Genomic DNA, 14,471 nt, shown 5'->3' on the forward strand with positions numbered 1-14,471 from the left:
GTCAGGGAAAAATATCGTTATTCTTTTGAAAATATGTTATAAGCGGCAAGTTTTTGCTGTTGTGTAAACTTTTGTATGTTCGAAGACTTACTTCTCCCGATGTTTGATGATGAGTATTATCCAGATATTTTGGTCGCTGAACTCAAGCAGCTTATTGAACAATTTGCTAAAAAAGTTCAGAAGCCTGCCTTAGCTGAGCAGGATATCTATCGATATGCTCATCAAACTGTGATTGAAATTAATGAGATGAAACCTCAGTTCGAAGATCTAGATTCTTCGTTAGATGATAGTGCTGCTGACTATATTGCTGAAGCAATGATGATGGTGGCACAGGAAGCTGGATATTTAGATCTGGAAATGGAAGAGCTGGTTATGAATCGAGAGTGGTGATTACTCTCGATTTTCAATATCTTCAAATGCATCTAATAAGTGGCAAGATGCCTTTAAATGTATTTCGTCTATTTCTTTAACATTTAAAACTAAAACACCATTCTCTTGATAATCTGCGTCCGCTAACAAACTGACCCAATAAGTTTCTCTTTTTTGTTCCAGCGTTTTAAATTTATCTATTATCTGTTCGGGTGCTTTAACTAAATAATCATCTTTGGTAATAGAGCAACGTGAAAAATACCAATGGTTGTCTTTGAAAGAAAGAGTCCCAGAGAAAAGATCAGTGGCATAAACCTTTGTTATAAAAAGGGTAGTGCAAACGAGTAATAATATTCTTATCATAAAATTCATTTTAATTAGGCATAAAAAAACCAGCATACGCTGGATTCTTTGTAGCACCAAATTCAATACTTGAAAATGGTGCCCGGGGCCGGACTCGAACCGGCACGCTTTGTGGGCGGGGGATTTTAAATCCCCTGTGTCTACCTATTTCACCACCCGGGCATGTGCGCAATAATAGAGGACAAATACACGATTGGCAAGAGAAAATCAGAGAGTTTGCTTTATTTTCAATCAGTTCTTGTTGGTATTTATATAAATTGACCAGTTTATGTCATGATTTGTTCATTAAACTGAGATCAGTTGTTCATCTTATCTACCTAAATTTAAGACACTCATTGCTTAAAACTTAGGTAATTTTATGTCAGAGAAAATTTCACGCCGAGAATTAATTCAAAAAAGTTTATTCGGTTTTGGGGCGCTATCTTTGCCTGTAGCTTTTACGGGGTGTAACGATGGTTCCGATGATGAAAGTCCAGAAGCACAAGCAGATTTCCTTCATGGTGTAGCAAGTGGTGACCCATTGCAGGATAAAGTAATTTTATGGACGCGTTTAACACCAGTAGACCTTAGTGCACCTCTTAAGGTGACTTGGGAAATTGCTACCGATGATCAGTTCAAGCAGAATTTAAAGACTGGTACGGTTCAAACGACTAAAACTGACGATTTTACCGTGAAGGTGGATGCAACAGGTCTACAAGCAGGTACGACTTATTATTATCGCTTTCGATTTGGTGGTAAAGTCTCGCCAATAGGGCAAACTAAAACTTTACCTGTAACTACTAATAAGGTTAGCTTTGCGGTATGTTCTTGTTCTAATTATCCTGCGGGTTATTTTTATGTTTATCGTGAAATGGCAAAACAGAACGTGGATGTAGTCATTCATTTGGGTGATTATATTTATGAATATGGGGTTGATGGCTATGCGACAGAAGATGCTGCAAAGCTGGGCCGTACTTTACCGTCCGATAATAATAAAGAAATTATTAAATTAGATGATTATCGCAAACGTTATGCGCTATATCGTCAGGATAAAGACTTGCAGGCGGTTCATCAGCGTCATGCTTTTATTGTAATTTGGGATGACCATGAGTTAGCGAATGATACTTGGCGTGATGGTGCGGAAAACCATCAAAGTAATGAAGGTCCTTTCTTGGAGCGTAAATTAGCTGCTCTACAAGCTTATTTTGAATGGATGCCGATTCGCCCAGTTTCTAGTGCCGATCATTTAAATATTTATCGTCAGTTTAACTTTGGTTCGCTGGTTCAATTAACCATGTTAGATACACGTATTATTGCGCGAGATAAACAGCTCGAATATACAGACTACATCACAGCTTCAGGTTTAGATGCTCAAAATTTTCAGACTGATTTAACAGATCCAAAGCGTACTTTAATGGGATATACGCAACGGGATTGGCTGGTCGATAAATTAAAGCAATCTACAGCAACATGGAATGTGATTGGTCAGCAAGTCTTAATGAGTAAAATGTGGATTCCAGCTGAGTTATTGGCATCGCTAGGGCAAATTACTTCAGGCGGAACTTCGCCTGATACGTTAGCTAAAATGACTGCTCAAATTACAGAATTAGTCACATTAAAATTACGATTAGAGCAGGGTGATCCAACTTTAACTGTTCAAGAAAAAGCACGAATCACAACATTGGTTCCATATAACCTTGATGCTTGGGATGGTTATTACGCTGAACGAGAGTTTTTGTACGCTAAATTGGCAGAGTTTAATAAGAAAATTATTGTTTTGGCGGGTGATACTCATAATGCGTGGACATCTTACTTATATAGCCAAAAGGGTGAATATGTCGGTGTTGAACTGGCGACAAGTTCGGTTTCTTCCCCAGGTCTTGAAAAATATTTAAGTATTCCACTAGCTCAGCTGCAACAGTTTGAATTTGCCTTTACTACGCTTATCGATGAATTGGCATATTGTAATTTAAATCAGCGGGGTTATTTGATGGTTACACTAGATGATAAGCAGGTGCTGTCGGATTGGATTTTTGTAGATTCAATTAAAAATGCAGAATATAAAGTAGATTCTAGTCGAGGTTATCAATTGGTGTTGGATGCGAATTTAACACCTGAAAAAGATAAGCAAAAAACTGCTTAAATATATGGGGCGAGAAAGGGATGCTAATAAGTATCCTTTTTTTAGACATAAAAAAACCAGCTTTCGCTGGATTCTTTATGACACCAATTTCTGTACTAGAAAATGGTGCCCGGGGCCGGACTCGAACCGGCACGCTTTGTGGGCGGGGGATTTTAAATCCCCTGTGTCTACCTATTTCACCACCCGGGCTTTACCAAATTTGGAGGCGGAGGTCGGAATCGAACCGGCGTCCACGGAGTTGCAGTCCGCTGCATGACCACTCTGCCACCCCGCCTACATTTGGTGATGCACATATTAGCAACCTTTACAAAAAAAACAATACTGTTTTGAGATAAGATGAACATAAAAGCAACATCTAGAATAAATTTGTCCAAATAATCATGTATTATTGGCACATTAAATTCATGTCTACCTTGGAGATGTGCTGTGGCATTGGTTTTAGACGGTCGCGCATTAGCAAAGCAAATTGAAGAAAATTTGTCAGTACGTGTTGAAGCTTTAAAAGCTAAAACAGGTCGTACCCCAATTTTGGCGACTATTTTAGTTGGGGATGATGGTGCATCTGCAACTTATGTACGCATGAAAGGAAATGCTTGCCGTCGAGTAGGCATGGACTCTTTAAAAATTGAATTGCCACAAGAAACGACAACAGAACAATTATTAGCTGAAATTGAAAAACTTAATGCTAACCCAGATGTACACGGCATTCTTTTACAACATCCAGTTCCAGAGCAAATTGATGAGCGTGCATGTTTCGATGCAATCTCATTAGCTAAAGATGTTGATGGTGTAACTTGTCTTGGTTTTGGCCGTATGGCTATGGGTGAAGCTGCATATGGTTCAGCGACTCCTGCAGGCATCATGACCATTTTAAAAGAAAACAATATCGAAATTGCTGGTAAACATGCGGTTGTAGTCGGTCGTTCAGCAATTTTAGGTAAACCAATGGCAATGATGCTTTTGCAAGCGAATGCAACAGTAACGATTTGCCATTCACGCACACAAAACTTACCTGAGCTTGTGAAACAAGCCGATATTATTGTCGGTGCAGTTGGTAAAGCTGAACTTATCCAAAAAGATTGGATTAAACAAGGTGCAGTGGTTGTAGATGCTGGTTTCCATCCTCGTGATGGCGGTGGTGTAGGTGATATTCAACTACAAGGTATTGAAGAAATTGCTTCTGCTTACACACCAGTACCGGGTGGTGTTGGTCCAATGACTATTACAACTTTGATTCGTCAAACTGTAGAAGCTGCTGAAAAAGCTTTAGGTTAATTTAATTAACGCTAGGCTGTTATTTGATACGCGTAACCGTCATCCGCAATTGTTTGAGGCAGAAATACGTTAAAAATTTAATGTTTCTGCGATGCTTCAATTCCAGATAGTATCTGCCGAGTTTTGCGGATGACAATGGTTGGACTTCATTTTCACGAAAGCCTTGTGAAGCAGGGCTTCTCAGGTCCAACCGAAGGTTATTCTAAAAATTCAAATCATAATGGAATGACTCTGTTATGCTTGTTATAAAAATGAATTAAAAGAAATCTGATGAGCTGCACCTTTCAACTGTCCAAAGCCCCTGAACATTTACTTCAAGCCTTACATGAAGTCATTCCTCATTGTGAATTAATGGCACAACAGTTGCCAGAAACTCCAATTTCTTTATGGTTGATTCCACCTGTTTTTCCAACTGATCGATTGGATGACGAAGTTATTCGCCGTATCTGGAATGACACGCCGTATTGGATTTTCTGTTGGGCATCAGGCTTGGCGATGGCTCAGTGGATACTTGCAGAGCCGCACCATGTTAAAGATAAAGTGGTGTTAGATTTCGGAGCAGGTTCTGGTGTAGTGGCAATTGCTGCAAAAATGGCAGGAGCAAAACGCGTAATCTGCTGTGATATTGATCAGGTCAGTTTAAATGCTTGCCGTGAAAATGCTTTACTTAATGATGTAGAACTCGAATATTTGGATGATTTATATAAGGCTGAACAAGTCGATGTTTTACTTGCTGCCGATGTGTTATATGACCAATGTAATCGCTTTTTCTTAGACGAATTTTTAAAATTTGCACCTGAAGTATGGGTAGCAGATAGCCGTGTTAAAAATTTTAGTCATCCAAAATATGAAAAAATTGAAGAAAGAAGTGCAACAACTTGGCCAGATCTGGATGAGGCGAAAGAATTTAGAAACGTAAGTTTTTATAAGACGCTGTAAAAGAACAGCGTCTTATTTAAATTATGAACAAGTATAACGAACAACTTTTAGAGTGCTTGGACGTGCTTCAAGTGCTTGGCGGGTCGCATAGTCTTCACCATTATTTAAACTAGGTGTATTGGATAAGCCAAAAGAAGCACGAGTTTCACCAAGTTGAATTCCATAATGCTCATCTTTTGCTGGATTAGGAATTTCATTGATACTCAAAATTGATAATTTATAAACTTTCTGAGCACCTAGCACATTCTGACAAGCGCGTTGTAATTTACGTTCATCGAGTTGCTGGTTATTACGACCAGCTAAAGTGTAAGCTAAAGTCGCCGAAGTTTTTGTTTGGTTTTCAATCTGGTATCCAGTTGAACCATTATATTGTCGAGGGGTAGTCTGACAAGCAGTTAAAACAAACATACTACTTAATGCCAAGCATAAAATACTTCTATTCATCAGTATCGTCCTTATTTTCTTATAGCTAGTATCTCATAAAATACAAAGGTTGTTGGGGCTTAATCTCATGATTTGAGCTAACATCGGCGAAGGATATTAGCCCTTATTAGTAAAGTATTAATGTTCTTTGATTTTTGAATGATGCTTGGTATCTTTCATAAAAATATAAATAATGAGAGAAATGAAGATCATAATACTTACATAAATAAAGTACCAAGATTCATGCCCAGCTTCTTTAAAACTTAAAGCAAAGAATTCTGCTGTTCCGCCAAATAATGTATTGGCAATCGCGTAAGGTAATGCAACTCCTAAAGCGCGAATGTGTGAAGGGAAGAGCTCGGCTTTAACCACAGCATTAATTGAAGTGTAACCAGTCACCATTACGAGACCCCCAAAACATAACCAGAAAGCTGTCCAGTAATTATGTGTATTTGCGAGTGCATCAAATAAAACGTATGTGAATAAAACACCTGTTATTCCGAAGAAAATCATAAGAGGTTTTCGGCCAATGCGATCGGATAAAGCACCCGCTACAGGCTGTAGACACATAAAAATAAATAGCGCTAAAGTTGTAATTTGAGTGGCTTCAGGTTTGGTGAATCCAGAGGTGTTGACCAAATATTTTTGCAGATAAGTCGTGTAAGTATAAAAAGCTAAAGTCCCGCCAGCGGTTAAAAACAATACTGTGAAAGCTTCTTTAGGGTAATGTTTAAATAAAGCAAACATGCCTGATTTTGGCTGGTCTGTTTCTGCCTGAGCATTTTTAAAAGATTGAGTTTCTAATAGGCCACGTCGAATACGGAAAACTACAATAGCAAGTAAAGCCCCGATAAAGAATGGAATACGCCATCCCCAATCATGTAATTGTTCTTCAGTTAATACCATTTGTAATATTAATAGAACACATAGGGCTGTGAGCTGACCAGCAATCAATGTTACATATTGGAAGCTAGAGAAAAAACCACGTCGATTTCTTTCAGCCATTTCACTTAAATAGGTAGCACTAGCTCCATATTCTCCTCCTACACTTAAGCCTTGAATTAAACGAGCGACAACTAAAAGAAGAGGGGCAAATACACCAATACTTTCATAACTTGGCGTCACGGCAATAAGCAGCGAACCGATACACATTAACGTGACTGAAAGCGTAAGACCCGCCTTGCGTCCTTTACGGTCGGAATAGATTCCCATAATCCATGCACCGATTGGGCGCATTAAAAAGCCTACAGCAAAAATTGCGGCCGCTTGAAGGAGCTGAGCCGTCTGACTACCTTTCGGGAAAAAAGCATGAGCAAAATAGAGCGTAAATGCGGCATATACATACCAGTCGTACCATTCGACAAGGTTACCGGCAGAACCGCCCAAAATTGATTTTAGACGAGTTTTTGTATCTAAAATAGAATGTGGAGTTGTTGCGGTAGAAGGTTGATCAACCATGAGTCGCTCCATGTTTCGCTTGGGTTGAATGCTAAAAAAAGAGAAGATTTATTCCGTTTTTACATATTTTCTAGAGGAGTATTTCACTTTATTTTTTTTATGTCTGTAAAACAATGTTTATTATTTAAGCAAAGAAATAAGTTGAATATTTATGTGATTTCAAATTAGCCGATCAGCTCACGTTTATAATATTGTTGGGATCTTTGGCATATTATTTTTTTCCAAGTAGTAAAAAACTGATAAAGAATGAGTAGAGTTTGGGCGAAGAAAACCTATACCCCTTAAAAATAATGATATATTCCAAAGAAAATTTTAAGTAAATATAGTTAGGCATGATGTCTTGGCATTGTGGACTAGATGTGTGTGAATAATGAAAGGGACATTCAGATGTCAAATTGCCCGAAAAAATATATTGTTGCTTTTGATCAGGGAACAACAAGCTCAAGAGCAATTGTTTTAGACCATGATGCTAACGTTGTAAGTATTGCTCAAAAAGAATTTACTCAGATTTATCCTCAGCCTGGCTGGGTTGAGCATGACCCTATGGAAATTTGGGCTACGCAAAGTGCTGTTTGGGTAGAAGCATTAGCTCAAGCAGGCATTAAGAGTGAACAAGTTGCAGCAATTGGGATTACCAATCAGCGGGAAACTACAGTTGTTTGGGATAAAAAAACGGGCAAGCCGATTTACAATGCGATTGTTTGGCAAAGTCGACAAACGACTGAGATATGCAATCAACTACATAAAGCAGGATGGCAAGAATACATACGTAAAACAACGGGTTTGGTGATTGATCCGTATTTTTCGGCCACAAAAATTAAATGGATTTTAGACCATGTTGAAGGAAGCCGTGAGCGTGCTGAGCGAGGAGAGTTGTTGTTCGGTACGGTGGACACTTGGTTAATCTGGAAACTAACCAATGGTGCTGTTCATGTGACTGATTTTACCAACGCATCACGAACCATGCTGTTTGATATCGAAAAGCTAGAATGGGATGAAAAACTTTTACAAGTTTTAGAGATTCCTCGAGCAATGCTACCCGAAGTACGTAGCTCATCTGAGGTTTATGGATATACACATACCATTAGTGGGCAAGAAGTTGGTATTCCAATCGCAGGAATTGCAGGTGATCAACAAGCCGCACTGTTTGGTCAAATGTGTGTTGAATCTGGTCAGGCAAAAAATACCTATGGCACAGGCTGTTTTCTATTAATGAACACAGGTAAGAAGATTGTACGTTCAGAACATGGATTACTAACTACTATTGCATGTGGTGCGAGTGGTGAGGTGAACTATGCCTTAGAGGGTGCCGTGTTCAATGGTGGTTCTTGCGTTCAGTGGTTACGCGATGAATTAAAGGTCATTAAGAATGCTAAAGACTCTGAGCTTTATGCAACACGTGTGAAAGATAGTAACGGTGTATATGTTGTACCTGCTTTTACAGGATTGGGCGCACCGTATTGGGACCCAACTGCGCGAGGAGCAATTTTCGGACTTACTCGCGGGGCTAGCATTGAACATATTATTCGTGCAACTTTAGAGTCTATTGCTTTTCAAACCCGAGATGTTTTAGATGCAATGCAGCAAGATGCAGAAGAAGAGCTCCGTACACTCCGTGTTGATGGGGGAGTGACGGAAAATAATTTCTTAATGCAATTTCAGGCCGATATTTTAGCGACACCAGTAGAACGTCCAATAATGAAAGAAACCACAGCTTTGGGGGCGGCTTTCCTTGCTGGACTGGCGACGGGTTTCTGGCAAGATCTACATGAGTTAAGAAATAAATCTGCCATAGAAAAGGTATTTGAGCCAAAAATGTCTTCTGAACAATCAGAAATTATTTATAAAGGTTGGCTCAAGGCAGTTAAGCGTAGTCAAAGTTGGGCTGAGGATTAATTCGTTCTTTAATTGGTTGAATTCAATAGTAGGGTCATCAATTAACGGTTAAATACTTGGTTATTTAAAATTGATTATTCTACTTTTTTGATTGTTGTTTCTTCAATTTGGTGTTTTAATTTTTATAAGATCAACAATAAAAAGAAAACGAAAAATGACAGTACAGCCTAATGATTATTCAAAAATATATGACATTGCCGTAATTGGTGGCGGTATTAATGGCGTCGGTATTGCTAATGATGCGGCAGGCCGTGGACTGTCCGTATTTTTATGTGAAAAAGATGATTTAGCTAGTCACACCTCATCTGCTAGCAGCAAATTAATTCATGGTGGTCTGCGCTATTTAGAGCATAAAGAGTTTAGATTGGTTAGAGAAGCCTTAGCAGAGCGTGAAGTGTTGTTGGCTAAAGCGCCACATATTATTAAACCCATGCGCTTTATTATGCCTCATCGACCACATTTACGTCCTGCGTGGTTAATTCGGGCGGGCTTGTTTTTTTATGATCATTTGGGAAAACGAGAAAAACTATTAGGATCAAATCTTATTTACTTCAAAGAAGATAGTCCTTTAAAACCAGCTATCACACGTGGCTTTGAATATTCTGACTGTACTGTAGATGATGCACGTCTTGTGGTGTTAAATGCATTACAGGCTAAAGAGAAAGGTGCCAAAGTCGTAACGCGTACGCGTTGTATTAAAGCTTATAGGGAACAAGAGCTGTGGCATCTGGAGTTACAAAGTGGAGCAGAGTTTTACCAGATACGTGCAAGAGCTTTAGTGAATGCAGCAGGCCCTTGGGTTGAAGAAATTATTAGTGAAAACCTAAATTTAAGATCACCTTATCAAGTCCGATTGATCCAAGGAAGTCATATTGTTGTGCCAAAATTATATGACTGTCATAAAGCCTTCATTATGCAAAACGAAGATCGACGCATCGTGTTTGCAATTCCATATTTAGAAAAATATACCCTAATTGGTACAACAGATCAGGAATATATAGGTGACCCACAAAAGGTAGAGATCACAGAGGTAGAAATTGATTACCTCTTAACAGTGACCAATTCACATTTTAAAAAGCAGTTAACTCGAGCTGATATAGTAAGTCAGTACTCGGGTGTACGTGCTTTATGTGATGATGAGTCTGATAATCCTTCAGCGATCACACGTGACTATACCTTGGCATTACAGGCTGAACATAAAAAAGCACCTTTGTTATCTGTGTTTGGTGGCAAGATCACAACTTACCGAAAATTAGCCGAAGCTGCTTTAGATCATCTGTCTGCATTTTTTAATGATATGGCAGAAGAGTGGACTGCAGATGAGCCATTACCTGGCGCTGAAAACTGGACAACCTTAGAGGATTTAATGCATCAGATTCAGTCACGTATAAGCGGAGTTTCTGAGTCACTTGCCAACCGTTGGGCGCATGCATATGGCACAAGAGTCTGGAATATGCTCCAAGAGAGAAATGCAATAGAGCAATTAGGCCAGAATTTTGAACATGATTTATTTGAATGCGAAGTCAAATATTTATGTGAATATGAATGGGCAACTACTGCTGAGGATATATTGTGGCGTAGAACAAAACTAGGTCTAGCATTTGATGAAAAACAAGTAAAAGTATTAGAAGCTTATTTATCTGAGCGTCGACAAAAAAATGATGCCGCATAATAAAAAAGGTCGCATATGGCGACCTTTTTTATATATAGCAATTAGAAGCCAGTTTTTACAGCTTCAAGTAAAGCTGCTTGACGTTCTTTTAATGCTTTCGGTAAGCGATCACCGAGTTTATTAAATAAATCAGTGTGGCTTTCAATTTCAGTAATCCACTGATCTTTATCTTGAGCTGTGATTAGGTCAAATTCTTCTTTAGAAAATTCAGTACCTTCCCAGTTCAAGTCGTCATATGTTGGAACAAGACCAATTGGAGTTTCAACAGCGTTTGCACGACCTTCACAACGATCAATGATCCACTCAAGAACACGCATGTTTTGACCGAAACCAGGCCATACGAAGTTGCCTTCAGCATCACGACGGAACCAGTTTACATTGAAGATTTTTGGTAATTTATTACCAGCTGCTTCAGCTTTTGTACTTACTTGTTGACCAAGGCTTAACCAGTGATCGAAGTAGTCAGCCATGTTATAGCCAGCAAATGGAAGCATCGCGAATGGGTCACGACGAACGATACCTTGTTGACCAACAGCAGCAGCAGTAGTTTCAGAACCCATAGTTGCCGCTTTATATACACCGTCAACCCAGTCGAAAGCTTCAGAAACTAAAGGAACTGTATCTGCACGGCGACCGCCGAAGATAAATGCAGAAATTGGAACGCCTGCTGGATTTTCCCAGTCAGCATCGATAGAAGGGCATTGACCAGCTGCAACAGTGAAGCGAGCATTTGGATGCGCTGCTTTTTCACCATTTACGTGAGGCTGACCTTTCCAGTTAGTTAAGTTTGTTGGAACTTCTTTAGAAAGACCTTCCCACCATACTTGACCATCTTCAGTTACCGCTACGTTTGTATAGATAACATCTTTATGAAGAGTTGCCATACAGTTTGGGTTAGTCTTGGTGTTTGTACCAGGAGCTACACCGAAGAAACCAGCTTCAGGGTTAATCGCATATAAACGACCATCTTCACCTGGTTTGATCCAAGCAATATCGTCACCTACAGTTTCGATTTTCCAACCTTCATAACCTGCTGGTGGAATTAACATTGCAAAGTTTGTTTTACCACATGCAGAAGGGAATGCTGCAGCGATGTAGTGTTTTTCACCTTGAGGGTTAGTTACACCAAGAATAAGCATGTGTTCAGCTAACCAACCTTGTTCGCGTCCCATGACAGAAGCGATACGAAGAGCTAAACATTTTTTACCAAGTAATGCGTTACCGCCATAACCAGAACCGAAAGACCAGATTTCGCGAGTTTCTGGGTAATGAACGATATATTTTTCAGGGTTACATGGCCAAGCAACATCTTGTTGACCTTCAGCAAGTGGAGCACCTACTGTATGTACACAAGGAACAAACTCGCCGTCTGTACCTAATACGTCATAAACTGCTTTACCCATACGTGCCATTTTACGCATGCTAACAGCAACGTAAGGAGAGTCAGTTAGCTCAATACCGATATGAGCAATATGGCTACCTAAAGGACCCATTGAGAAAGGAACAACGTACATTGTACGGCCTTCCATTGAGCCTTCAAATAAACCATTTAATTTTTCACGCATAACAGCTGGGTTTTCCCAGTTGTTTGTCGCACCAGCATCTTCTTTATTTTGAGAGCAGATGTAAGTACGGTCTTCAACACGTGCAACGTCAGATGGGTCAGAATTTGCAAGATAAGAACCAGGATGTTTTTCTTGGTTTAATTTCTGCATGGTGCCGTTAGCGATCATCAAGTCGATTAGACGTTGATACTCTTCTTCGCTTCCGTCACACCATTCGATTTTTGCTGGTTTGGTTAAGTTTGCAATTTCTTCAACCCATGCGATAAGCTTAGGATGACGAACGAATTCTGGTGCGTTCACTGTGGTCATGGTGAGGCCTATTCAAAATATGTACAACGTACAAGTCATTCATTGAGAGGTACAATGAAAGATCAAATAAAAAAGTGGCTGTATTAAAGCACAAAATCATAAAAAAAATAAGACTAAAGACTAAGAAATAGATATTTTACTTTTTTGTATTTTTCTTATTTAAATCAATAACTTGTAGTTTTTTACAATATCTTATTCTCAATATTTTTATGTTGTATGTGTGTTATTTATATTATTTATTTCTTTAAAAATCAATATCTTGATTCTTATTTTTTTCTTGAGAATTATTATTGATTAAACAAATGATCTTCATTCAAAATTTACATAAAGAGACTTTTATTAGGCGTTTTTATATACAATATTCAGGATGAATCCCTCTAAGATAATAAAAATGCGGACTTTAAAACCTCTCTCTATCATTTATAACCAAAAGTCGGGTTTTCATGCGTCAAAACATGAAGATATGTATGAACAGTTAATGACTGTGTTCACCGAATTTGGTTTTGAAATACAAGTTTTTGAATTAGCGGAAGATGTTTCTTTTGAGGATTTGATGACTCAAGTGATTCATCGGCATAGCCAAAATGCAAATTTAGGTGTTGTTGTTGCAGCGGGTGGGGATGGAACGTTAAATGCCGTAGCATCAAAACTTAGACATACTCATATTCCAATGGGAATATTACCTTTAGGAACTTTTAATTATGTCGCTAAAGTTTTAGATATTCCATTAGATTTGTTAGAAGCTGCTGAAGTCATCGCTACAGGTACACCAAGATCTGTACATATTGCGACAATTAATGACCATGTTTATTTAAATAATGCAAGTTTAGGACTTTATCCATTATTTATAAAAAAACGTGAGCTTTATAATAAATACTTAGGACGCTTACCTTTGCATGCCTATACCTCAGCACTGGATGTTTTATTAAGAGAAAATAAATCCATGAAACTTTCTGTCACAGTTGATGGGAAGAAATATCCAGTCAAAACACCTTTAATTTTCTTTGGTAATAATCAGTTGCAGTTGTGTGATATGAAATTAAGAATTGCTGAATGTGCAGCACAAGGTCGGGTCGCTGGAGTGGTCATTACGAAAAGTGATAGGCTTAGTTTATTAAACATGTTGTGGCAGTGGATTCAAGGCAAAGTAGAAGAGACACACGATGTTTATAGTTTTTGTGCAGATCATGTAGTGGTAGATTGTGCAAAAAGATCAAAACTTACAGTAGCTTTAGATGGTGAAATATTAGAGATGAAAGCACCTTTAAATTTCTCTGTAGAAAAGAATGCTTTAAATATTATGGTGCCAAATGTTGTTACATCTGTCTGATCTGCATTTTGGAACAGAAGTTGAGGCATGTTTAGATGCAATCCGACTTTTTTGCACTCAACATAAACCTGAAGTCATTGTGGTGAGTGGTGATATTACTCAACGTGCCCGATATCAACAGTTTTATAAATGCCGTCAGTTTTTAGATAGCCTTAATATTCCTTATCTTGTTGTGCCTGGTAATCACGATATTCCGTTGTACCATGTCTGGAACCGTTTTTTCTCACCATTTACTCGCTACCAATATTTTTTTGGCCAGCTTGAACCAACTTTAGAAACCGAACATTTTTATATTGTTGGAGTGAATAGTATTCGCCGTCGTTATCATACTCGTGGACATATTTCGATTGAGCAAATTCAAACTACATATGAGCGATTACAGCAAGGGCCAGCTGATAAAATCAAATTAGTTGTTTTCCATCAGCCTTTTTATACTCCACCTGATGATGAGCATGGTATTAAAGATTGTCCTGTATTAGGAAAAATGGCACTCGAAAAATGGAGTACAACGGGATTATTTGGAATGTTACATGGGCATTTACATAAAACCGCTGTATATGATTTAACGCAAATTTATCAGTTAAAGATAAATCATCCTATTTATGATATTCATGCAGGAACAGCGACTTCTAGCCGTTTGCATTATCATGTTCCAAATAGTTTTAATGTCATTTCAAATGAAGGAAAAATTAATCATTATTGGTTTAATTACGATTTAAAGATTTTTCAATTAATTTAATTTATAAAAAT

12 protein-coding genes and 3 tRNA genes are annotated in these 14,471 nt (G+C 38.4%); 8 read left to right on the forward strand and 7 right to left on the reverse strand.

Features of this window, described 5'->3' with window-relative positions; all coding sequences use genetic code 11:
• Positions 1–75: 75 nt before the first annotated feature.
• The gene (locus MKX14_RS00095; RefSeq protein ID WP_005067609.1) at positions 76–390 is read left to right on the forward strand and encodes a DUF5713 family protein; all 315 of its coding nucleotides are present in this window, start codon (positions 76–78) and stop codon (positions 388–390) included.
• Here the strand turns inward: MKX14_RS00095 and MKX14_RS00100 are convergent, their stop codons facing one another.
• Both MKX14_RS00100 and MKX14_RS00105 read right to left on the reverse strand, forming a co-directional pair.
• Complete coding sequence (locus MKX14_RS00100) at positions 391–768, reverse strand: hypothetical protein (protein WP_417891305.1); 378 nt, start codon at positions 766–768, stop codon at positions 391–393.
• Positions 769–808: 40 nt separating this feature from the next.
• A tRNA-Leu gene (locus tag MKX14_RS00105) sits at positions 809–894 on the reverse strand.
• Between the two features lie 196 nt (positions 895–1,090).
• On the opposite strand from MKX14_RS00105, the gene phoD reads away from it, so the two are divergent.
• Positions 1,091–2,854: an alkaline phosphatase D family protein gene (gene phoD, locus MKX14_RS00110; protein WP_240281476.1), complete on the forward strand. Its 1,764-nt coding sequence runs from the start codon at positions 1,091–1,093 to the stop codon at positions 2,852–2,854.
• A 103-nt stretch (positions 2,855–2,957) separates the two neighbouring features.
• On the opposite strand, the gene MKX14_RS00115 is transcribed toward phoD, so the two are convergent.
• Both MKX14_RS00115 and MKX14_RS00120 read right to left on the reverse strand, forming a co-directional pair.
• Positions 2,958–3,043: transfer RNA gene (locus MKX14_RS00115), tRNA-Leu, on the reverse strand.
• An 11-nt stretch (positions 3,044–3,054) separates the two neighbouring features.
• Positions 3,055–3,128, reverse strand: a tRNA-Cys gene (locus MKX14_RS00120).
• A gap of 152 nt (positions 3,129–3,280) precedes the next feature.
• On the opposite strand from MKX14_RS00120, the gene folD reads away from it, so the two are divergent.
• Positions 3,281–4,129, forward strand: a complete 849-nt coding sequence (folD, locus tag MKX14_RS00125) for a bifunctional methylenetetrahydrofolate dehydrogenase/methenyltetrahydrofolate cyclohydrolase FolD (protein ID WP_002115552.1) — start codon at positions 3,281–3,283, stop codon at positions 4,127–4,129.
• Between the two features lie 270 nt (positions 4,130–4,399).
• Positions 4,400–5,068: a class I SAM-dependent methyltransferase gene (locus MKX14_RS00130; protein WP_001278008.1), complete on the forward strand. Its 669-nt coding sequence runs from the start codon at positions 4,400–4,402 to the stop codon at positions 5,066–5,068.
• Between the two features lie 21 nt (positions 5,069–5,089).
• On the opposite strand, the gene MKX14_RS00135 is transcribed toward MKX14_RS00130, so the two are convergent.
• On the reverse strand, positions 5,090–5,512 hold the full coding sequence (locus MKX14_RS00135) for a hypothetical protein (RefSeq protein ID WP_002115580.1): 423 nt from the start codon (positions 5,510–5,512) through the stop codon (positions 5,090–5,092).
• A 117-nt stretch (positions 5,513–5,629) separates the two neighbouring features.
• Positions 5,630–6,961 carry an MFS transporter gene (gene kgtP / locus MKX14_RS00140; protein WP_240281477.1) on the reverse strand — a complete coding sequence of 444 codons (1,332 nt, stop codon included), beginning with the start codon at positions 6,959–6,961 and terminating at the stop codon, positions 5,630–5,632.
• Positions 6,962–7,336: 375 nt separating this feature from the next.
• Here kgtP and glpK point away from each other — a divergent pair, with 375 nt between their 5' ends.
• Positions 7,337–8,845 (forward strand): glycerol kinase GlpK, encoded by a 1,509-nt coding sequence (glpK, locus tag MKX14_RS00145; RefSeq protein ID WP_240281478.1) that lies wholly within the window; start codon positions 7,337–7,339, stop codon positions 8,843–8,845.
• Between the two features lie 154 nt (positions 8,846–8,999).
• The gene (gene glpD / locus MKX14_RS00150) at positions 9,000–10,517 is read left to right on the forward strand and encodes a glycerol-3-phosphate dehydrogenase (RefSeq protein ID WP_240281479.1); all 1,518 of its coding nucleotides are present in this window, start codon (positions 9,000–9,002) and stop codon (positions 10,515–10,517) included.
• A 41-nt stretch (positions 10,518–10,558) separates the two neighbouring features.
• Here glpD and pckG read toward each other — a convergent pair whose 3' ends face one another.
• Positions 10,559–12,391, reverse strand: a complete 1,833-nt coding sequence (pckG, locus tag MKX14_RS00155) for a phosphoenolpyruvate carboxykinase (GTP) (protein WP_002115528.1) — start codon at positions 12,389–12,391, stop codon at positions 10,559–10,561.
• Between the two features lie 391 nt (positions 12,392–12,782).
• On the opposite strand from pckG, the gene MKX14_RS00160 reads away from it, so the two are divergent.
• Entirely contained in the window at positions 12,783–13,721 is a 939-nt protein-coding gene (locus MKX14_RS00160) for a diacylglycerol/lipid kinase family protein (RefSeq protein ID WP_240281480.1), read from the forward strand.
• On the forward strand, positions 13,702–14,460 hold the full coding sequence (locus MKX14_RS00165; RefSeq protein ID WP_240281481.1) for a metallophosphoesterase family protein: 759 nt from the start codon (positions 13,702–13,704) through the stop codon (positions 14,458–14,460). Before MKX14_RS00160 ends, MKX14_RS00165 begins: the two co-directional genes overlap by 20 nt.
• The last annotated feature ends 11 nt before the right edge of the window (positions 14,461–14,471 follow it).

Source organism: Acinetobacter pittii (assembly GCF_022449185.1).
GTDB lineage: Bacteria > Pseudomonadota > Gammaproteobacteria > Pseudomonadales > Moraxellaceae > Acinetobacter > Acinetobacter pittii_I.

Excerpts from the sequence above, each read along its gene's own strand:
- MKX14_RS00095 (WP_005067609.1), top strand. The coding sequence starts at position 76 with ATGTTCGAAGACTTACTTCTCCCGATGTTTGATGATGAGTATTATCCA.
- MKX14_RS00100 (WP_417891305.1), bottom strand. The coding sequence starts at position 768 with ATGCTGGTTTTTTTATGCCTAATTAAAATGAATTTTATGATAAGAATA.
- phoD (WP_240281476.1), top strand. The coding sequence starts at position 1,091 with ATGTCAGAGAAAATTTCACGCCGAGAATTAATTCAAAAAAGTTTATTC.
- MKX14_RS00130 (WP_001278008.1), top strand. The coding sequence starts at position 4,400 with ATGAGCTGCACCTTTCAACTGTCCAAAGCCCCTGAACATTTACTTCAA.
- MKX14_RS00135 (WP_002115580.1), bottom strand. The coding sequence starts at position 5,512 with ATGAATAGAAGTATTTTATGCTTGGCATTAAGTAGTATGTTTGTTTTA.
- kgtP (WP_240281477.1), bottom strand. The coding sequence starts at position 6,961 with ATGGAGCGACTCATGGTTGATCAACCTTCTACCGCAACAACTCCACAT.
- glpK (WP_240281478.1), top strand. The coding sequence starts at position 7,337 with ATGTCAAATTGCCCGAAAAAATATATTGTTGCTTTTGATCAGGGAACA.
- glpD (WP_240281479.1), top strand. The coding sequence starts at position 9,000 with ATGACAGTACAGCCTAATGATTATTCAAAAATATATGACATTGCCGTA.
- pckG (WP_002115528.1), bottom strand. The coding sequence starts at position 12,391 with ATGACCACAGTGAACGCACCAGAATTCGTTCGTCATCCTAAGCTTATC.
- MKX14_RS00160 (WP_240281480.1), top strand. The coding sequence starts at position 12,783 with ATGCGGACTTTAAAACCTCTCTCTATCATTTATAACCAAAAGTCGGGT.
- MKX14_RS00165 (WP_240281481.1), top strand. The coding sequence starts at position 13,702 with ATGTTGTTACATCTGTCTGATCTGCATTTTGGAACAGAAGTTGAGGCA.